The 19,701-nt window shown below is 71.0% G+C and carries 19 protein-coding genes and 1 pseudogene; 10 read left to right on the forward strand and 10 right to left on the reverse strand.

Going from position 1 to position 19,701, the window contains the following annotated elements:
* Positions 1-3: 3 nt before the first annotated feature.
* The 3 genes and pseudogenes from AB0M39_RS26975 to AB0M39_RS26985 form a co-directional block, all read right to left on the reverse strand.
* Positions 4-921, reverse strand: a complete 918-nt coding sequence (locus AB0M39_RS26975; RefSeq protein ID WP_365368520.1) for an ACP S-malonyltransferase — start codon at positions 919-921, stop codon at positions 4-6.
* 89 nt (positions 922-1,010) lie between these two features.
* Positions 1,011-2,195, reverse strand: coding sequence for a helix-turn-helix domain-containing protein (locus tag AB0M39_RS26980; protein WP_365368496.1), 1,185 nt, complete (start codon positions 2,193-2,195; stop codon positions 1,011-1,013).
* Between the two features lie 116 nt (positions 2,196-2,311).
* A pseudogene (locus AB0M39_RS26985) lies at positions 2,312-2,496 on the reverse strand (phosphoglucosamine mutase); the annotation flags it as partial.
* 390 nt (positions 2,497-2,886) lie between these two features.
* Between AB0M39_RS26985 and AB0M39_RS26990 the strand changes: the two are divergent.
* The gene (locus AB0M39_RS26990) at positions 2,887-3,540 is read left to right on the forward strand and encodes a pirin family protein (protein WP_365368497.1); all 654 of its coding nucleotides are present in this window, start codon (positions 2,887-2,889) and stop codon (positions 3,538-3,540) included.
* A gap of 97 nt (positions 3,541-3,637) precedes the next feature.
* Positions 3,638-4,102, forward strand: coding sequence for a hypothetical protein (locus tag AB0M39_RS26995; RefSeq protein ID WP_365368498.1), 465 nt, complete (start codon positions 3,638-3,640; stop codon positions 4,100-4,102).
* A 117-nt stretch (positions 4,103-4,219) separates the two neighbouring features.
* Here AB0M39_RS26995 and AB0M39_RS27000 read toward each other — a convergent pair whose 3' ends face one another.
* Positions 4,220-5,032 (reverse strand): serine hydrolase domain-containing protein, encoded by an 813-nt coding sequence (locus AB0M39_RS27000; protein ID WP_365368521.1) that lies wholly within the window; start codon positions 5,030-5,032, stop codon positions 4,220-4,222.
* A gap of 113 nt (positions 5,033-5,145) precedes the next feature.
* Entirely contained in the window at positions 5,146-5,607 is a 462-nt protein-coding gene (locus tag AB0M39_RS27005; RefSeq protein WP_365368499.1) for a GNAT family N-acetyltransferase, read from the reverse strand.
* 86 nt (positions 5,608-5,693) lie between these two features.
* On the opposite strand from AB0M39_RS27005, the gene AB0M39_RS27010 reads away from it, so the two are divergent.
* Together AB0M39_RS27010 and AB0M39_RS27015 are read left to right on the forward strand one after the other, a co-directional pair.
* Positions 5,694-6,173, forward strand: coding sequence for a MerR family transcriptional regulator (locus tag AB0M39_RS27010; RefSeq protein WP_365368500.1), 480 nt, complete (start codon positions 5,694-5,696; stop codon positions 6,171-6,173).
* 6 nt (positions 6,174-6,179) lie between these two features.
* On the forward strand, positions 6,180-7,193 hold the full coding sequence (locus tag AB0M39_RS27015; protein WP_365368501.1) for an aldo/keto reductase: 1,014 nt from the start codon (positions 6,180-6,182) through the stop codon (positions 7,191-7,193).
* A 221-nt stretch (positions 7,194-7,414) separates the two neighbouring features.
* On the opposite strand, the gene AB0M39_RS27020 is transcribed toward AB0M39_RS27015, so the two are convergent.
* The 3 genes from AB0M39_RS27020 to AB0M39_RS27030 form a co-directional block, all read right to left on the reverse strand.
* Entirely contained in the window at positions 7,415-8,317 is a 903-nt protein-coding gene (locus AB0M39_RS27020) for a DUF4429 domain-containing protein (protein WP_365368502.1), read from the reverse strand.
* 75 nt (positions 8,318-8,392) lie between these two features.
* A complete protein-coding gene (locus tag AB0M39_RS27025; protein ID WP_365368503.1) occupies positions 8,393-9,604 on the reverse strand; it encodes an alpha/beta hydrolase in 1,212 nt (403 codons plus the stop codon).
* A 420-nt stretch (positions 9,605-10,024) separates the two neighbouring features.
* Positions 10,025-10,678: a TetR family transcriptional regulator gene (locus AB0M39_RS27030; RefSeq protein WP_365368504.1), complete on the reverse strand. Its 654-nt coding sequence runs from the start codon at positions 10,676-10,678 to the stop codon at positions 10,025-10,027.
* Positions 10,679-10,814: 136 nt separating this feature from the next.
* Between AB0M39_RS27030 and AB0M39_RS27035 the strand changes: the two genes are divergently transcribed.
* On the forward strand, positions 10,815-12,437 hold the full coding sequence (locus AB0M39_RS27035; protein WP_365368505.1) for an MFS transporter: 1,623 nt from the start codon (positions 10,815-10,817) through the stop codon (positions 12,435-12,437).
* 168 nt (positions 12,438-12,605) lie between these two features.
* A complete protein-coding gene (locus AB0M39_RS27040) occupies positions 12,606-13,007 on the forward strand; it encodes a peptidase inhibitor family I36 protein (RefSeq protein ID WP_365368506.1) in 402 nt (133 codons plus the stop codon).
* Positions 13,008-13,043: 36 nt separating this feature from the next.
* On the opposite strand, the gene AB0M39_RS27045 is transcribed toward AB0M39_RS27040, so the two are convergent.
* Both AB0M39_RS27045 and aceE read right to left on the reverse strand, forming a co-directional pair.
* Positions 13,044-13,868, reverse strand: a complete 825-nt coding sequence (locus tag AB0M39_RS27045; RefSeq protein ID WP_365368507.1) for a potassium channel family protein — start codon at positions 13,866-13,868, stop codon at positions 13,044-13,046.
* 115 nt (positions 13,869-13,983) lie between these two features.
* The gene (gene aceE, locus AB0M39_RS27050) at positions 13,984-16,716 is read right to left on the reverse strand and encodes a pyruvate dehydrogenase (acetyl-transferring), homodimeric type (protein ID WP_365368508.1); all 2,733 of its coding nucleotides are present in this window, start codon (positions 16,714-16,716) and stop codon (positions 13,984-13,986) included.
* Between the two features lie 481 nt (positions 16,717-17,197).
* Here aceE and AB0M39_RS27055 point away from each other — a divergent pair, with 481 nt between their 5' ends.
* The 4 genes from AB0M39_RS27055 (at position 17,198) to AB0M39_RS27070 (ending at position 19,677) form a co-directional block, all read left to right on the forward strand.
* Positions 17,198-17,632 carry a DUF3052 domain-containing protein gene (locus AB0M39_RS27055; protein WP_365368510.1) on the forward strand — a complete coding sequence of 145 codons (435 nt, stop codon included), beginning with the start codon at positions 17,198-17,200 and terminating at the stop codon, positions 17,630-17,632.
* A gap of 128 nt (positions 17,633-17,760) precedes the next feature.
* Entirely contained in the window at positions 17,761-18,219 is a 459-nt protein-coding gene (locus tag AB0M39_RS27060) for a peroxiredoxin (RefSeq protein WP_365368511.1), read from the forward strand.
* A 163-nt stretch (positions 18,220-18,382) separates the two neighbouring features.
* On the forward strand, positions 18,383-18,958 hold the full coding sequence (locus AB0M39_RS27065) for a TerD family protein (RefSeq protein WP_365368512.1): 576 nt from the start codon (positions 18,383-18,385) through the stop codon (positions 18,956-18,958).
* A gap of 143 nt (positions 18,959-19,101) precedes the next feature.
* On the forward strand, positions 19,102-19,677 hold the full coding sequence (locus AB0M39_RS27070) for a TerD family protein (RefSeq protein WP_365368513.1): 576 nt from the start codon (positions 19,102-19,104) through the stop codon (positions 19,675-19,677).
* The last annotated feature ends 24 nt before the right edge of the window (positions 19,678-19,701 follow it).

A 19,701-nucleotide genomic window follows, 5' to 3' on the forward strand; every position in this document is an offset into this window, starting at 1 on the left:
TTGTCAGGCCTGGGCGGCGTGCTCGGCGACGAGCGTGCGGGCCGCGTCGAGATCGTCGGGGGTCTTCAGCGCGAGCGTCTGCACACCCGGCAGGGCGCGCTTGGCGAGACCGGTGAGCGTACCCCCGGGACAGACCTCGATGAGGGCGGTGACGCCCTGCGCCTTGAACGTCTCCATGCACAGGTCCCAGCGGACCGGGTTGGCGACCTGGCCGACCAGACGCGAGACGACCTCGGCGCCGGTGCCGACGGTCTGCCCGTCCTTGTTCGAGACGTACGGCACGGTCGGGTCGGCGACCGCGAGGCCGTCGGCGGCCTGCTGCAGGGTCGCGACCGCGGGAGCCATGTGGTGCGTGTGGAACGCGCCCGCCACCTTCAGGGCGATGACGCGCGCCTTCTCCGGCTTGTCATCGGCCAGCGCGGCGAGCTGCTCGGCGGTGCCCGCGGCGACGATCTGGCCGGCGCCGTTGACGTTCGCCGGGGTCAGGCCGAGCTTCTCGAGGTGGGCCACGACCTGCTCCGGGTCGCCGCCGAGGACGGCCGCCATGCCGGTCTCGGTGACGGCTGCGGCCTCGGCCATGGCCAGGCCGCGGGTGCGTACGAACCCGAGGGCTGCGCTCTCGTCGAGAACGCCCGCGAACACGGCCGCGGTGATCTCGCCGACGCTGTGGCCGGCGACGGCGGAGGGCCGCGCATCGCCGAGCGCGGCCGCGGCGAGCAGACCGGCGGCGACGAGCAGCGGCTGGGCCACGGCCGTGTCGCGGATCTCGTCCGCGTCGGCCTTCGTGCCGTAGTGGGCAAGGTCGAGCCCGATGGCGTCGGACCAGGCCGCGATGCGGTCGGCGGCGCCGGGGAGGTCGAGCCAGGGAGTCAGGAAGCCGGGCGTCTGAGCGCCTTGGCCGGGAGCGACGAGTACGAGCACCCTCACACTCTCTCTTGTGGACGGCTCAACCCGCCCGTGGGGACAGGGACGAAGAACCGTCAGGGGAATTGTCGGTGTTCGACAAAAGTCTAGGACTGGGTATCCCCGTCGGCCAGACGCCCCAGGATCAGCGCGATTCGCAGAGTGAACGCGGAGCGGACATCAGAGGGTGACCAGCCGGTGACGTCGGTCACACGTCGCAGCCGGTAGCGCACGGTGTTGGGGTGGACGAAGAGCATCCGGGCCGCCCCCTCGAGGCTGCTCGCCTGCTCCAGGTAGACGCTCAGCGTCTCCAGCAGAGCCGACCCCGCCTCCTCCAGCGGTCTGTAGATCTCCTCCACCAACTGCTCGCGCGCGGCGGGGTCCGCGGCGATGGCGCGCTCCGGGAGCAGGTCGTCGGCGAGCACCGGGCGCGGCGCGTCCTGCCAGGCGGTGCACGCCTTGAGCCCGGCGGCGGCGGCCTGCGCGGACCGGGTGGCGGCGAGCAGGTCGGGGACGATCGGGCCGGCGACCACGGGTCCCGCGGCGTACGGGCCGATCAAGGACTTGGCGACGTTCAGCGGGTTGTCGCTGCCCCCGGCGATCACGACGAGCCGGTCGCCGAGGACGCCGGTGAGGACTTGGAGCTTGGCGTGCCGGGCGGCGCGGCGGATGGCCTCGACGGTGAGCTCGCTGTCGCCGTCGGGGGCGGTGCCGAGGATGACGCACACATGCTCGGGGGAGTTCCAGCCGAGGGCGGCGGCGCGGGAGACGGCGCCCTCGTCGGCCTCGCCGGACAGCACCGCGTTGACGACGAGCGACTCCAGGCGGGCGTCCCAGGCGCCGCGGGCCTCGGCGGCCTGGGCGTAGACCTGGGCGGTGGCGAAGGCGATCTCGCGGGCGTAGACGAGGAGCGCCTCGCGGAGCACGGACTCGTCGCCGGGGGCGGCGACCTCCTCGATCGCGGTCTCCATGACCTCGATGGTGGTCCGCACCATCTCGACGGTCTGCCGCAGGGTGATGGCGCGGGTCAGCTCGCGGGGCGCGGTGCCGAAGACGTCGGTGGAGATGGCCTGGGGCGTCTCGGGATGCCGGAACCACTCGGTGAACGCGGCGATGCCGGCCTGGGCGACCAGGCCGATCCACGACCGGTTCTCCGGTGGCATGGCCCGGTACCAGGGCAGCGTCTCGTCCATGCGCGCGATGGCGTTCGCGGCGAGCCGGCCGGAGGACTGCTCCAGCCGGCGCAGAGTCGCGGAATGCGGGTGTGAGGCGTTCGCTGCAGGTTCGGGCACGGGGACAAGAGTGCCTTATCAGGACGCACGAACGGAGCCCGGGGGCGTCGGGGAGGGGAGGCGGGCGCGGTGCGCGTCCCCGGCGAGGGAAGGGGGCGGGTGCGCGGTGGGGGCGTCACGGTGGCTACGACCGTGTCGCCGCGCGGCGTCCCGGCCTCGCGCACGGCGAGCGCGAGCACGGCACGGCGAGGATCTGGTCGCCGTCGATCTCCGCGCCGGACGCGTCCACGGCCAGGCGGCGGTCCGCGTCGCCGTCGTGCGCGATGCCGAGGCTGGCGCCGTGCTCGACGACGACGGCGCGTCCCGGCGCCACCGCGGCGCGGGCGGCCGGGCCGGGGAGGTGCGGCGAGGGAGGGGAGTCCGTGCCCATCCGTCGGGGAGTCGGTGCCCTTACGGCCGGGAGTCGGTCCCCGGTCGCCGGGGAGTCGGTGCCCTTCCGTCGGGGAGTCGGTCCCCGGTCGCCGGGGAGTCGGTGCCCTTCCGGCCGGGAGTCGGTCCCCGGTCGCCGGGGAGTCGGTGCCCTTCCGGCCGGGAGTCGGTCCCCGGCCGACGGGGAGTCCGTGCCCTTCCGACGCGGAGTCGGTCCCCGGCCGACCGGATGAGTCCGTCCCGCCATACCGGATGGAGTCCGTCCCCTCCGGATGCGTGGGGAAATGCTCCCGCCCGTTCCCGCGGAGCTACCGTGGAGCCCGTGAAATCTGTATGGCGTTCCGCCGACCGCTACCGCGGCGGCGATCCCGCCTCCGGCGTTCAGTCTCTGCACGCCTTCTCCTTCGGGCGGCACTACGACCCCGACAACCTCCGCTTCGGCGCGGTCCTCGCCTGCAACGAGGAGCGCCTCGAGCCCGGCGCCGGCTTCGACGAGCATCCGCACAGCCACACCGAGATCGTCACCTGGGTCGTCGAGGGCGAGCTCACCCACCGCGACTCGGCCGGGCACTCCACCGTCGTACGCCCCGGAGACGTCCAGCGGCTCAGCGCCGCCGACGGCGTGCGGCACGTCGAGCGCAACGACGGGGACGTCCCGCTGGTCTTCGTGCAGATGTGGCTCGCGCCCCAGACGCCCGGCGGCGACCCCTCCTACGAGGTGGTGCGCGGCATCGCGGACTCCACGCCGTACGCCCTCCCGCAGGCAGGGGCGATGCTGCACGTGCGCAGGCTCACCCCGGGCGAGCGCACCGCCGTTCCCGACGCCGCCGCCGTCTACGTCCATGTCGTACGCGGTCGAGTGCGGCTCGGCGCCGACGAGTTGGGCCCCGGCGACGCGGCCCGGCTCGCCGACGCCGAGGGCCTGGAGCTCGCCGCGGCCGACGCCCCCGCCGAAGTGCTCCTCTGGGAGATGTGAACCCCTGTTGTGAGCCCGCGTTGTGAACTCTTGTTCCAGTCGATCTCCAGCGGCCTCGTGGATCGTGGCCGCTTCCGACGAGGAATCAGGAGAACCGATGAGACGCTTACGCCACACCGCTGTCGCCCTACTCTCCGCCGCGCTGCTGACCGCGGGCATGGGCGGCACGTCCGCCGCCGCGACGGGGGAGCTTCCCTACGGCGGCGAATGCGGCAAACGCACCAGCCCGGAGGGACCGGCGGCGCCCACGGCGTCGGCCACCCGGATCTCGCAGAACGACAAGTACGCCCTGTGGCGGGTGACGGTCACCGTCGCGCCGGGCAGCGGCACCAAGTACGTGTGCATGGTGCACCATGCGGCGTGGTCCGGCCTCGCGTTCCAGATCGTGGAGCCGGACGCGCAGGGCGTGGCCGTCTACGAGGTGAAGACCTATATGAACGACGACAGGCGGAACTTCTGGGGGATGAACAGCTCGCTCAAGAACGGGCCGCGCTCCAACATCGTCGACGTGCCGGGCCCGCAGCGGCGGCCGGTGGGGGAGAGGTCCATCGCGGGAAGGTGACGGCCGCCGCCGTGCCGGGGAGCGATACCGCGTGCCGCCGCGGCACGGGAGCCGCCTCTCCGTAGGGGCCGTGGCTCCGCCGGGCGGATCAGCCCCGTAGCCCGGCCCTGAAGCCGCTCAGCGCAGCTCCGCCAGGATCGCGTCCGTGAAGGGCGGCCATGCCTCGATCGCCCACGGTCCGAAGGCCCGGTCCGCGAGCGCCACGCACGCCGCGCCCGCGGCCGGGTCGATCCACAGGAACGTGCCCGACTGCCCGAAGTGCCCGAACGTCCGCGGCGATGACGAGCTCCCGGTCCAGTGCGGGGACTTGCCGTCCCGGATCTCGAAGCCCAGGCCCCAGTCGTTCGGGTTCTGGTGGCCGTAGCCCGGCAGGATCCCCGACAGTCCGCCCTGCACGACCGACATGGCCTCCAGGACCGTACGGGCGTCCAGCAGCCGCGGCGCCTGCACCTCGGCCGCGAAGCGCGCGAGGTCGTCGACCGTCGAGACGCCGTCCTTGGCCGGGGAGCCCTCCAGCGTCGTCGCCGTCATCCCCAGCGGCTCCAGCACCGCCTGCCGCAGATACTCCGCGAACGGGATGTCCGTCGCCTTGGAGATGTGGTCGCCGAGCACCTCGAAGCCCGCGTTGGAGTACAGCCGCCGCGTCCCGGGCTGGGACATGACCCGGTGCTCGTCGAAGGCGAGGCCCGAGGTGTGCGCGAGCAGATGACGGACCGTCGACCCCTCGGGCCCGGCCGGCTCGTCGAGCTCGACGGCCCCCTCCTCGTACGCCACCAGCACCGCGTACGCGGTGAGCGGCTTGGTGACGGAGGCCAGCGGGAAGCGGTGCGAGGTCGGGCCGTGCGAACCGGCCAGCGTGCCGTCCGCTCGGACGACGGCGGCCGCGGCGGTCGTCACCGGCCAGTTCTCGATCATCGCGAGGCTCTGCAACATGCGTACGAGCGTAGACCGTCCCCCGAGCCGTCCTCCGAGCCGTCCCCTGAGCAGTCCCGCGAGCCGTACCCCGAGCAGTCCCGCGGGCGGCCAGGCAGAACCGGCCGGTTCTACAGAACCAGCCGCATCGCGGGGTCGGGCGTGAGGACGAAGCCCAGCGACGCGTACAGCGGCTCGCCCTCGGCCGACGCCCGAAGGTCGATCCTGCGGACGCCGCGCTCATGGAACCACTCCAGCACCGCCTCCATGCACGCCCGCGACAGACCGCGCCTGCGCATATCGGGGTCGGTGGCGACGCTGAAGACATAGCCGGTCGTGCCGTTCGGATTGCCGGGGCTGCCCAGCCGGTACTCGATCGTGCCGACCGCGCAGGCCGCCAGGCCGCCGGGCCGGTCCACCACGAACGCCGTCAGATCCCCGGCCGGGTCCGCGAGCCGCGCGCGCAGGACGGCCACCGCCTCCCGCTGCCAGCCCACGTCCGGATTCGGCCCGAGGTGCGAGTCCAGCATCACCTGCCGCAGGCGTACCAGTTCCTCGGCGTCCTCGGCGGTGGCGCGTCGTGCGTCGGTCATGCCGTGGAGGCTATGCGGCGACGTATGGAGACTGCCATCCGTTTCTGCTTGCTTGGAGTGCACTCCAACGTTCTAGCGTTGAGGCCATGACGCTGATCGAGAGCAAGCCCGCCCTGTCGGACATCTGCGAGCCGCCGCGCCGGCCGCACCCCCGACCCGAGGGGCAGGACCGCTACACGATCAGCGAGGTCTCCGCCCTCACCGGACTCACCGCGCACACCCTGCGCTGGTACGAGAGGATCGGACTGATGCCGCACGTCGACCGGTCGCACACGGGACAGCGGCGCTTCAGCAACCGCGACCTGGACTGGCTCTCCTTCGTCGGCAAGCTGCGGCTGACCGGGATGCCCGTCGCCGACATGGTCAGCTACGCGGAGCTGGTGCGGGAGGGCGAGCACACCTTCGAGGCACGGCAGGAGCTGCTGGAGCAGACGCGGCGCGATGTGCGATCACGCATCGCGGAGCTCCAGGACACGCTCGCCGTGCTGGACCACAAGATCGGCTTTTACGCGGACGCCCGAAGGGCGCCGGAATCGGACGCCCGACGGGCGTCGGAGAGGGTCTGAACCCCGATGAGCAACACCAAGATCGAACAAGTGCGGCTGGGCGCCGGCGGGCCGCTGGTCGGCGTGCAGGGCCTGGGCTGCATGGGCATGAGCGAGTTCTACGGAGAGACCGACCTGGCCGCCGCCCGGGACACCCTGGACGCGGCGCTGGAGGCGGGCGTCACGCTGTTCGACACGGCGGACGTATACGGCCGCGGGGCCAACGAGGAGTTCCTCGCGCCGTTCGTCGCCGCGCACCGCGACGAGATCACCCTGGCGACGAAGTTCGCCATAGAGCGCACGGACGACCCGCACTACCGGGGCATACGCAACGACCGCGCGTACATCCGCCAGGCCGTCGAGGCCAGCCTGCGCAGGCTCGGCACCGACGTCATCGACCTCTACTACATGCACCGCCGCGACCCCCTCGTGCCGTTCGCCGAGTCCGTCGGCGCCATGGCGGAGCTCGTCGAGGAGGGGAAGGTCAAGCACCTCGGGCTGAGCGAGGTCACCGGCGCGGAGCTGCGCGAGGCGCACGCCGTGCACCCGATCGCCGCCCTCCAGTCGGAGTGGTCCCTGTTCAGCCGGGACGTGGAGCGCAGCGCGGTGGGTGCGGCGGCGGAGCTCGGGGTGGCCTTCGTGCCGTACTCGCCGCTCGGCCGGGGCTTTTTGACCGGGGCGTTCGCGGACGCGGGCAAGGAGCTGTCCCAGGACGACTTCCGCCAGTACCAGCCCCGCTTCACCGGGGAGAACGCGGTCGCCAACGCCGCCCTGCTGGAGCCCGTGCACAAGATCGCGGCGGCGCACGGCGCGACGGCCGCGCAGACGGCGCTCGCCTGGGTGCAGCAGCGGGCCGAGGCGCACGGCCTCGCCGTCGTCCCGATCCCCGGCACCCGCAAGCGCGGCCGCCTCCTCGAGAACGTCGCCGCGACCCGGCTGACGCTCAGCGCGGAGGAGCTGGCCGTGCTGGAGCCCATCGCCGCGCAGGTGGCGGGCGACCGCTACCCGGACATGTCCTCCACGTCGGCCGCCCGCGAGTAGCGGGCGGGTCCTGCGGGGCGGCGGCTGCGGCCCCGGGCCCGAGCCCGCCCGCGAGCGGCCCCGCAGCTTGCGGCAAGCCCGTGCGCCGTCGCTCCCGCCCGGGGGCGGCGGCGCGGGGCGGTCTGGAGTGCCGAGGTCCAGAGTTCCGCGAGGTCCAGAGTTCCGTGCAGGTCGAGAGCTCCGAGCTCCAGACCTCAGCGAGGTCCAGAGCCCCGCGCCGTCTAGAGCTCCGCGAGCAGCTCCGCCTTCTTCGAGCTGAACTCCTCGTCCGTCACCAGGCCCGCCTGGTGCAGCTCGCCCAGGTGCCGGATGCGCTCCGCGATGTCCGCCGGGTCCCGGCGGGCCGGGCCGCTTCTCGGCAGGGCGGCCGGGGCGGGCAGCGCCGTGTCCGCCGTGCGCACCGCCTCCAGCACCGCCGCCGCGAACGGCAGCGACTCGTGCACCGGCCCGTACCCCAGCCCGAAGACCACCGCCGCCGGGTCCTGGTCCGCCTGCGCCGGCTGTACTGCGCCCTCCCCGCCGCCGGACTCCGCGCCGGATCCGCTGCCGCGTCGCAGCAGCCGCAGGTACCCGTCGAAGACCTCCGGCGAGCGCCACTCCACACCGCTCAGCTCCGACACCGGGAAACTCTGGTCGCCCGCCTTCCACTTGGCCGACGACGCGCCCGTCCAGAACCAGCGGAAGGAGACGTGCGAGCCGTCGAAGGAGGCCTTGCCGTCGTACGCCTTGAAGTTGAGCGGGGCCTCGGGCGCGGCGACGCAGTACCGTTCTGCCGGCTGGTCGGCGTCCTTGGGCAGCAGCGCCCGCAGTTCGTCCCCGTAGTACTCGGCGAGCGTCTCGCGCTCCGCGGGCAGCACCAGCCGATATGGATCGCAGCCTTCCTTCAACTGCCCCGCCGCCGCGTCCATCAGCGGATCGGCGCCGGGCCTGGGCACAGCGTGCAGCACCACCGTCCCCCGCTTGCCCGGAGTGAGCGTCACCGCGGCCAACGCTTCGTGAGGGATGCGGCGTTCGCGGAGCGCCTGAAAGAGCTTCGGCGTGCGGATCCCCCGTTCGAAGCGGATGAGCACGGAGTCGGTCTCGAACTCCCAGGTGGCTTGAATTCCCGCCAGCACATCACCCATGTGCCTCATCGTATGCGGCGTGCGCCCGCGCGTCGCCCCTCGGCGCTCACCCCGACGCGCAACGCTCTACGCGCGTCAGGCCGCTTCGTCGCGGTAAATACCGCTGCGGCAGGTGTCGTCGGCGCTTGCACAGCTCACGCTCCCGTACGAACCGACGCCTATGGCCGCAAAGTTGCTGATGCTCTCGGTTCCCGGCTCGAAATAGCCGGTGTGGCCGACCGCTCCGGCCGCGGAGAGCACGCGCGCGCCGAACTCCGGCGTCACCGGGTCCTCGCCGTGGCCGAGTTCGCCCACCGCGAGGTGCGGCACGTTCTGGATCCAGTCGTCGGCGTCCCGCATCGCCCACACACGGGCGTGGGAACGCAGATCGGCCACGTTCTCGGCGCGCATCCCGGGGCTGCCGGCCACCGCTATGTCGCCCACCCGGTCCGGCAGCCGGCGAGCGGCGACGCCGCACACCACGGAGCCGTAGCTGTGGCAGATGAGCGTCACACGCGAGTCGCCGGGCAGCGCGCCGGCCAGCGCGGTCAGCCGCACGGCGCCGTTCTCGGCCAGCCGGCCGATCGCGGAGTCCATGCCGACGCCGACGGGCGCGGTGTAGTCCGCCCACGCGATGACAGCGGTACGGGTGTCGGGGGCGGCGTCGCGCTGGGCTGCGTACAGCGACTGCGCCATGCCGACGGGCGCGCTGTACTTGCGGCTGGTCCGCTGGAAGGTCAGCAGATTGGTGTCCACGCCGGGGACGACGACGGAGACGCGCTCGGCGCTGTCGAGGTCGCCGAAGACTTCGGCGACCTTGCCGGAGCCGGACGGGTCGAAGGCGAGGATCTTGCGCTCGGGGCTCATCAGCGCCTCGAAGCGGTGCATCCGGCGCACCGCTTGGTTCCGCCCGTCGGGGCTGAGCTCCGCGCTGTCGACGCGCTTGCGCTCGACACGCAGCGACTTCGCGAGCGATGCGCGGTTGGCGCGGTAGCGGAGCGTGACCGGAGCGCCGTTGAGATTGCCGACGATGAGGGGGTACCGGTCGGCGAGACGGGACCGCTGGAGGCCGGTGAGCGAGGCGAAGAATCCGGCCATCGCGGGGGGCGGCGACTCGGGGTCGGGCAGCGCCTGCGCGCCGACGTGCGCCTTCCCCCAGCTGGCGAGCTCGGCTTCGAGAGGGCTGCGGGGACCGCCCTGATGCCGTACGGCGGTCCAGCCGGTCGTCGCCAGCATCACGAACACGACCGCGAGGGCGAGCAGCGCACGCCAAGCGGGGAGGTTGGGGGAGGAGTCGAAGGAAGTCACTGCGGGACACCCTAGGAGACTTGAGAGGGACGTCGCGAACACCGTGAGCCAGATCACGTGTTCTGAGGGGGACTGAGGGGAAGGACGTCACATTGCGTACGCATCGGTAGTACGCTCCGCCGCGCTCGGGCCGATCGTCCGTCGTCGGCGGCGATGATCCAACCGCCTCTCGCGCCCCGCCCGTTCGCCGCTCGCGCCCGGACCTTACGCGGGGCTTACGCGCGTTTCTGGCCGGGCCCGCGCGCGTCCTGCTCCGGGTGTGCCGTGTCCGGGCGCGTCGTGCTCGGGCGCGTCGCGCCAGTCGAGTCGGGGCGGTGTGCCCGGCGGCGTCGCGTCGGTCGCGTCAGGGGGCTTGCGGCGTCGCGTCAGGGGGCGGTGTGCTCGGCGGCGTCGTGCTCGGGGGCGCTGCGCTCAGGGGTGTCAGGGGGCATCGCGCCAGTTCGCCGCGAGCGCCGGGCCGATGTGATCCAGGTACGACTCCGTCAGGCTCCGGATCGCCTCCATGCTCGCGTCCTCGCCCTGACCCCACAGCCGGCCTGTGAGCCTCATCACGCCGCTGAACGCCGCCACCGCGATCCGGGGGCGGGGGTCCGTGTCCATGTCCAGGCCCTCGCGCGCGGCGATCAGCTTTGCGATCGTCTCCTCCAGCTCGGTGGAGCGGCGCAGATGGACCGCCAGCAGCACCGGCGTCGACTCGATCATCTGGTAGCTGCGCATATGGAGGTCGACGGGCACGATCTCCTCGATCGCCTCGCCGATCGTGTCCCACGCGTTGAGCACCGCGTTGCGCATCGCCTCGAACGGCCCCTCCGCCGCCGGCCGTTCGCGCAGAGCCGCGATGAAGTGCGTCTCCACCAGCTCCTGGACGGCGAAGGCCGCCTCCTCCTTGCTGGCGAAGTACCGGAAGAAGGTGCGCTGGGAGACCTCGACCGCCGCGGCGATCTCGTCCACGGTCGTCTGCTCGTACCCCTTGGTGGTGAAGAGTTCGAGCGCGACGCGCAGCAGGGCGTCACGGGTGCGCTGCTTCTTGCGTGCGCGCAGTCCGGGCGCCTCGGTCGGCGACTCGGCCGTCACTTCATGGACCTCGCCGTCACTTCATGGACCTCTTCTCGCCACTTTGACCAGCTCAGCCTACCTGTGAGCTAGGTGACAGCGACCGACTAACGAATTGGTTTGTCAACTGTCAGTCGCTGACACTAGCCTCGAACGCATGACTAGTCAGACCACCGTCGAAAAAGCGCCGCGGGATCCGCAGGGTCCGCAGGACTCCGCGACCGCCCCGGCCAAGGGGCTGCGCGGCCACCCCTGGCTGACGCTCCTGTCCGTGGCCGTCGGCGTGATGATGGTCGCGCTGGACGGCACGATCGTCGCGATCGCCAACCCCGCCATCGCGAAGGATCTCCAGGCGTCGTCCTCCGAGGTCCAGTGGATCACCAACAGCTATCTCCTCGCCCTCGCCGTCGCGCTCATCACCGCGGGCAAGCTCGGCGACCGCTTCGGACACCGCCAGACCTTCCTGATAGGGATCGCGGGCTTCGCCGCCGCCTCCGGCGCGATCGGCCTGTCCGACAGCATCGGCCTCGTGATCGCCTTCCGCGCCCTCCAGGGCCTGTTCGGCGCACTGCTGATGCCCGCCGCGCTCGGTCTGCTGCGCGCCGCCTTCCCCGCCGAGAAGCTGAACATGGCCATCGGCATCTGGGGCATGGTCATCGGCGCCTCCACCGCGGGCGGCCCGATCGTCGGCGGTCTGCTGGTCGAACACGTCAGCTGGCAGTCGGTGTTCTTCGTCAACGTCCCGGTCGGCGTCCTCGCCCTCGTCTTCGGCCTGCTGGTCCTCAAGGACTTCCGCGCCGAGAACGCGCCGAAGTCCTTCGACGTCCCCGGCATCCTGCTGCTGTCCGGCGCGATGTTCGCCCTCATCTGGGCCATCATCAAGGCCGGCGAGTCCTGGGGCTGGGGCAGCGGGAACACCTGGGCCTGGCTCGGCGGCTCCGTGCTTCTCTTCGCGGTCTTCGCCTTCTGGGAGACCAAGGTCAGGGAACCGCTCATCCCGCTGGGCATGTTCCGCTCCGTGCCGCTCTCCGCCGGCACGATCCTCATGGTCCTGATGGCCTTCGCCTTCATGGGCGGTCTGTTCTTCGTGACGTTCTACCTTCAGGGCGTCCACGGCATGAGCCCGGTCGACAGCGGACTGCACCTGCTGCCGCTGACGGCCATGATGATCGTCTCCTCGCCCATCGCGGGCGCGCTGATCACCAAGGTCGGCCCGCGCATCCCGCTGGTCGGCGGCATGGTCTTCACGGCGGTCGCCATGTTCGGCATGACCACTCTTTCGACGGAGACCGGCACGCTGCCGATGTCCGTCTGGTTCGCCCTGCTCGGGCTCGGCCTCGCGCCCGTCATGGTCGGCGCGACCGAGGTCATCGTCGGCAACGCCCCGCTGGAGCTCTCCGGCGTCGCCGGCGGTCTCCAGCAGGCCGCCATGCAGGTCGGCGGCGCCCTGGGCACGGCCGTGCTCGGCGCGGTCATGGCCTCCCGGGTCAACTCCGACTTCGCCGGCAACTGGGCCGACGCCGGCATTCCCACGCCGCCCGACCCGAGGCTCGAGGAGGCCGCCAAGCTGGGGGCCGTGCCGGAGGAGCTGGCCAAAGCGCCGGGCGTCACGCCGGACGTCTTCGACAAGATCGGCGGGGTTATACACGACACGTTCATGTCGGGCATGGGCTCCGCCTTCACCGTCGCCGGCGTGGTCGCGGTCGTCGCCGCCGTGGTCGCCTTCTTCACCAAGCGCGGCGCGAACGCCGAGGCGGGCGCGGGCGGCGCGCACATCTGAGGCCGCCGCGCCCAGACGTCAACCTCGCGACGTACGACAGCCCCGCCGGACGGTTCCGGCGGGGCTGTCGCCTATCAGGGTGGACTGGCCCTACGGGTCTTCCCCGGCGGCCCGGCGCGCGGTCAGGGTGAGGACGAACGATCAGTTACGACACGGGGGTTGATCCATATGCGTACGACTGTCCTCGCGGCCGCCGCCCTGGCCCTGACCGCCGTCCTGACGCCGGCCATGGCGGACGCGGGAGCCGCCGCGCCCGCCACAGCTCCGGCTGCCGCGTCCGGACCGCGCCTCGGGCCGTGCGGGCCCGGCGAGCTCTGCCTCTGGGCGAAGAGCGACTTCAAGGGCGCCCGCAGCACGTACGAGCTCGCCCGCCTCGACGTCGACTCGTGCGTGCCGCTGCCGGCGGGCGCCTCCGCCGAGGCGCTCGCCAACCGCACCGGGCGGCCCGTCACGACGTACCAGTCCGAGGAGTGCGACGAGACGGGCGAGTTCGAGACCTACCCGGGCAGCGGGACCTGGGCGCCCCGGTCCCCGTACAGGATCAGGGCGTTCAAGGTGTGGGAGAACTAGCCCCCGGCCCACGACGGACCCTCGCGCGGCGCAGTGCTATGGGACGTCCCCCTGCGCCGCCGGGGCCGTGACGGCAGGCCCGGCGGCGGACGGGGCCGCCGCCGCGGGGACCGTGGCCGTCCCCGGCTCCTCCGCCGCGCCGCCCGACAGGCGCGCCACCTCCGCCCGCAGCTCCTTGACCTCCACGGTCAGCGCCTCCAGCAGCGCCGTCTGCCGGCGCTCCTGAGCGTCGTCCCGTTCGAAGCGGGAGATGAACCAGGCGGCGATGTTGGCGGTGACCACACCGAGCAGCGCGATCCCCGAGAGCATCAGCCCGACCGCGAGCACCCGGCCCAGACCGGTCGTCGGAGCATGGTCGCCGTACCCCACCGTGGTCATCGTCGTGAACGACCACCACACCGCGTCACCCAGCGTCTTGATGTTCCCGTCGGGCGCGTCCCGCTCCACATGGAGCACGGCCAGCGAGCCGAACATCATCAGCCCCACGACCGCGCCGCCGACGTGCGTCGTCAGGGTGATCTGCGGCGCCATCCCGGCCCGCCGACCCACCAGCAGCAGCGTGGCGACGACCCGCAGCAGCCGCAGCGGCTGGATCAGCGGCAGCACCACCGCCACCAGGTCCAGCGGATGGCTGCGGACGAACAGCCACTTGCCGGGCGCCAGACCCAGCCGTATCAGGTAGTCGACCGCGAAGGCCGCCCAGACGACCCACTCGGCGACCATGCACAGCCTGTGCACCGACGGGTCCGCGTCGGGCACGACGATCGGCGTCGCGTACGCGACGGCGAACACGAGGGCGAGTGCCAGCAGCGGATTCTGCATGCGCTGTTCCCACTGGACCTGCGCCGTTCGCTGTTTCATGCCCTGCATCGTAAGGAAGGCGCGAAGAACGCGAAGACCGCGAAGAAGGAGAACACGGCGAAGGGCGGCGGAACCCCGCGGTTCCGCCGCCCTTCGCCCTGCTCAGCCTCAGTCGCTACGCGTCGCCGCCCGCGGCGCCCGGGTCCGCCGCGGCCACGTCCAGCAGCTGGTAGCGGTCCACGGCCTGCTTCAGCACGGAGCGGTCGACCCTGCCCTCCGCCGCCAGCTCGGTGAGCACCGCCAGCACGATCGACTGCGCGTCGATGTGGAAGTAGCGACGGGCCGCGCCCCGCGTGTCCGCGAAGCCGAAGCCGTCCGCGCCCAGCGAGCTGTACCGGCCCGGCACCCAGCGCGAGATCTGGTCGGGAACCGCGCGCATCCAGTCGGAGACGGCCACGAACGGCCCCTCGGCGCCGGAGAGCCGCTGCGTCACATACGGGACGCGCTGCTCCTCCTCGGGGTGCAGCAGATTGTGCTGCTCGACCGCGACGGCCTCCCGCCGCAGCTCGTTCCAGGAGGTCGCCGACCACACGTCGGCCTTGACGTTCCACTCCTCGGCGAGCATCCGCTGCGCCTCGACCGCCCACGGCACGGCGACGCCCGACGCCAGGATCTGCGCGGGGATCGCCCCGGCCTCGCCCGCCTTGTAGCGGTAGACGCCCTTGAGGATGCCCTCGACGTCGGCGTCGTCGGGCTCCGCCGGGTGCTGGATCGGCTCGTTGTAGACCGTGAGGTAGTAGAAGACGTCCTCGGCCTCGGGGCCGTACATGCGGCGCAGACCGTCCTTGACGATATGCGCGATCTCGAAGCCGAACGCCGGGTCGTACGCGACGCAGCCCGGGTTCGTCGAGGCGAGCAGCTGCGAGTGGCCGTCCGCGTGCTGAAGACCCTCGCCGGTCAGAGTCGTGCGTCCGGCGGTCGCGCCGAGGACGAATCCGCGCGCCAGCTGGTCGGCCATCTGCCAGAACTGGTCGCCGGTCCGCTGGAATCCGAACATCGAATAGAAGACGTAGACCGGGATCAGCGGCTCGCCGTGCGTGGCGTACGCCGAGCCCGCCGCGATCAGCGAGGCCGTGCAGCCCGCCTCGGAGATGCCGTCGTGCAGCATCTGGCCGGTCGGCGACTCCTTGTACGCGAGGAGCAGCTCGCGGTCCACCGCTTCGTACTGCTGGCCCAGCGGGTTGTAGATCTTGGCGCTCGGGAAGAACGAGTCCATGCCGAAGGTGCGGTACTCGTCGGGCGCGATCAGCACGAAGCGCTTGCCGATCTCCTTGTCCCGCATCAGGTCCTTCAGCAGCCGCACGAACGCCATCGTCGTGGCGATCGACTGCTGGCCGGAGCCCTTCCTGACGGCCGCGTACGTCTTGTCGTCCGGCAGCTCCAGCGGCTTCGCCCGCACAATACGGGTCGGCACATAGCCGCCGCAGGCCTTGCGGTGGTCGTGCATGTACTGGATCTCTTCGGAGTCCCGGCCCGGGTGGTAGTACGGCGGCGCGCCGTCCTCGAGCTGCTTGTCCGTGATCGGCAGGTGCAGCCGGTCCCGGAAGCGCTTCAGGTCGTCGACCGTCAGCTTCTTCATCTGGTGCGTGGCGTTGCGGCCCTCGAAGTTCGGCCCCAGCGTCCAGCCCTTGATGGTCTGCGCGAGGATCACCGTCGGCTGGCCCTTGTGCGCCTTGGCCGCCGTGTAGGCCGCGAAGACCTTGCGGTGGTCGTGGCCGCCGCGGCCCAGGTGCAGGATCTGCTCGTCGGTCATGTTCTCGACCATGGAGCGCAGCCGCTGGTCGTCGCCGAAGAAGTGCTGGCGGATGTACGCGCCGGTCTCCGTCGCGTACGTCTGGAACTGGCCGTCCGGGGTGGTGTTCAGCCTGTTGACCAGGATGCCGTCGCGGTCCTGCGCCAGCAGCGGGTCCCAGGAGCGGTCCCAGATGAGCTTGATGACGTTCCAGCCGGCCCCGCGGAACTGCGACTCCAGCTCCTGGATGATCTTGCCGTTGCCGCGCACCGGGCCGTCGAGGCGCTGGAGGTTGCAGTTGACGACGAAGGTCAGGTTGTCCAGGCCCTCGCGGGCGGCGATGGAGAGCTGGCCGAGCGACTCGGGCTCGTCCATCTCGCCGTCGCCGAGGTAGGCCCACACATGGGACTTGGAGGTGTCGGCGATGCCGCGCGCCTCCATATAGCGGTTCATCCGCGCCTGGAAGATCGCGCCGAGGGGGCCGAGGCCCATGGAGACGGTCGGGAACTCCCAGAAGTCGGGCATCAGCCGCGGGTGCGGGTACGACGACAGCCCGTTCGGCGCCTTCGACTTCTCCTGGCGGAAGGCGTCGAGCTGGGCCTCGCTGAGCCGGTCGAGCAGGAAGGCGCGGGCGTAGATGCCGGGCGAGGCGTGGCCCTGGAAGAAGATCTGGTCGCCGCCGTCGCCCCCGTCCTTACCGCGGAAGAAGTGGTTGAAGCCCACGTCGTACAGGGACGCGGAGGACGCGAAGGTGGCGATGTGGCCGCCGACCCCGATGCCCGGGCGCTGCGCGCGGGAGACCATCACCGCGGCGTTCCACCGGGTCGCGTTGAGGATCTTGCGCTCGATCTCCTCGTTGCCGGGGAAGAAGGGCTCGTCCTTGGTGGCGATGGTGTTGACGTAGTCCGTGCTGCGCATCTCGGGAACGGCCACGCGCCGCTCGCGGGCTCGCTCGATCAGGCGGAGCATGAGGTAGCGGGCGCGCTCCCGGCCCCGCTCGTCGATTGCGGCGTCGAGAGAGTCCAGCCATTCCTTGGTCTCTTCTGGATCGAAGTCCGGGACCTGGCTGGGAAGGCCGCCAATGATGATCGGGTTGCGATCGGATCCGGAAGCCACGCTATTCCTTCGCTGTTCGGGGGGTACTGCCTCTACGGGGTGCCGTGGGACGTCTGAGCGGTGTCGCACCGCCTCCATCGTGTACCGCGAGGCGGCCTACGTCATCTCTACCGGGGGGTAACCCGTGTTCTCCGGGGCACGTGTTCCGGACCGCGTCTCCAGGCCCGGTCAAATCGCAACCTTACGCCCAAGGCGGCCATGTGTTCCGTTTCGCTGTTCGGATCCGATCGGTCCCGTTAAGACATTTCGTCGCGTACCGAGAGGACAGAAGTCGGCAAAGATGGGTGAATGGTGTGGCACGCACCACCCACGGCGGCTCGACGGCGCCTGGAGTTGCGTCGAGACGGCCGCAAACGTCACCGTTTCGGCGGTCTGGACGGCCGGGTACTTGCGCGATCCGCCCCGCCCGTGTGGACTACGGCCAACGCCACGCGTACGCGCGCGGCTGAAGCATTTTCCGAACATGATCAGGAGGCAAGCCGTGAGCGCGACCGCGGACCACGCGGAGGAGCGGACCAACCCGGCAGCGAGGCTGGGGTTCGAGCCCGGACAGGTGGTCCAGGAGATCGGCTATGACGACGACGTCGAGCTGGAGCTCCGTGAGGCCATCGAGGCTGTAACCGGCCAGGAAATCGTCGACGAGGACTATGACGACGTCGCCGACGTCGTCATGCTCTGGTTCCGCGACGAGGACGGCGACCTTACGGACGCGCTGGTGGACGCCATCGGTCTGATCGACGACGGCGGCGTCGTCTGGCTGATGACTCCCAAGACCGGCCGTGACGGCTACGTCGAGCCGAGCGACATCAACGAGGCCGCCCAGACCGCGGGATTCTCCCAGACGAAGAGCATCAACGCTGGCAAGGACTGGAACGGCGGCAGGCTGGTGACTCCCAAGGCGGCGAAAAAGCGCTGAGACGCTGACAGACCCCAGGCCCCCGCCGACATCCGTCGGCGGGGGCCCTCTGCGTAGGGTGGACCCACCCGAACAGACCAGCTGCGCGAAACAGCTGCCCAGACCAGCCCAGCGAAGGGACGCATGTCATGGCGATCGAGGTCGGCACCAAGGCCCCTGACTTCGAGCTGAAGGACAACCACGGCCGCACCGTGAGGCTCTCGGACTTCAAGGGCGAGAAGAACGTGGTGCTCCTCTTCTACCCCTTCGCCTTCACCGGCGTCTGCACGGGCGAGCTGTGCGCCCTGCGCGACGAGCTGCCGGCCTTCGTCAACGACGACACCCAGCTGCTCGCCGTCTCCAACGACTCCATCCACACCCTGCGCGTCTTCGCCGAGCAGGAGGCTCTGGAGTACCCGCTGCTGTCGGACTTCTGGCCGCACGGGGAGGTCTCCCGGGCGTACGGAGTCTTCGACGAGGACAAGGGCTGCGCGGTGCGCGGAACCTTCATCGTCGACAAGGACGGCGTGGTCCGCTGGAGCGTCGTCAACGCCCTGCCCGACGCCCGCGACCTGAACGAGTACGTCAAGGCGCTCGGCGCCCTCTGATTCCCGAGCTCTGATTCCCAGGCTCCGGTTCCTGGGCTCTGATTCTTGGGCGTTCCCCGCGCTAAAGGGCTGTTTGAGCGGGAACCGGTCACTAGGATCCACTCGTTGATCCGACACCAAAGAACGACGGGGGCGCTGCCCCTGACAACACCTGGAGGGACTCGTGGGAGTCAGCCTCAGCAAGGGCGGCAACGTCTCGCTGACCAAGGCCGCGCCTAACCTGACCGCGGTCATCGTGGGCCTGGGCTGGGACGTCCGGACCACCACCGGCACCGACTTCGACCTCGACGCCAGCGCCCTGCTGACCAACGCCGAGGGCAAGGTCGCCGGCGACGGCAACTTCGTCTTCTTCAACAACCTCAAGAGCCCCGACGGCTCCGTCGAGCACACCGGCGACAACCTCACCGGCGAGGGCGAGGGCGACGACGAGCAGATCAAGGTCAACCTCGCCGGCGTTCCGGCCGACGTCGACAAGATCGTGTTCCCGGTCTCCATCTACGAGGCCGAGGGCCGCCAGCAGTCCTTCGGCCAGGTGCGCAACGCGTTCATCCGCGTCGTGAACCAGGCCGACAACGTGGAGCTCGCGCGGTACGACCTCAGCGAGGACGCCTCCACGGAGACCGCCATGGTCTTCGGCGAGCTCTACCGCAACGGCGCGGAGTGGAAGTTCCGCGCCATCGGCCAGGGGTACGCCTCGGGCCTGCGCGGCATCGCGCAGGACTTCGGTGTGAACGTCTGAGCCAGCTCTGTCTCCGTGTCCGGCGCCGCACGCTGTGTGCGGCGCCGGACGTGCTCAACCCGCTCGGCCTCGGCCCGCGGCGCACGCCGTGCCCGCTCCCGCAGCGCCTCGCAACAAGTCACCACCTAGGGGAGGACTCACTCATGGGCGTCACGCTCGCCAAGGGAGGCAATGTCTCCCTCTCCAAGGCCGCGCCGAACCTCACACAGGTGTTGGTCGGACTCGGCTGGGACGCACGCTCCACCACCGGAGCGCCCTTCGACCTCGACGCCAGCGCCCTGCTCTGCCAGACCGGCCGGGTGCTCGGCGACGAGTGGTTCGTCTTCTACAACAATCTCAAGAGCCCCGACGGCTCCGTCGAGCACACCGGCGACAATCTGACGGGCGAGGGGGACGGCGACGACGAGTCTCTCCTGGTGGACCTCTCCAAGGTGCCCGCCCATGTCGACAAGATCATCTTCCCGGTCTCCATCCATGAGGCCGACAATCGTGGGCAGACGTTCGGCCAGGTCAGCAACGCTTTCATCCGGGTCGTCAACCAGGCGGACGGCCAGGAGCTCGCGCGGTACGACCTCAGCGAGGACGCCTCCACCGAGACCGCGATGATCTTCGGCGAGCTCTATCGCTACGGCGCGGAGTGGAAGTTCCGTGCAGTGGGGCAGGGGTACGCGTCGGGTCTGAGGGGCATCGCTCTAGACTTCGGGGTCAACGTTTCGTAAAGCCGCGCACGGCGCGGGGGAGAC

Source organism: Streptomyces sp. NPDC051907 (genome assembly GCF_040681075.1).
Classification (GTDB): Bacteria; Actinomycetota; Actinomycetes; order Streptomycetales; family Streptomycetaceae; genus Streptomyces.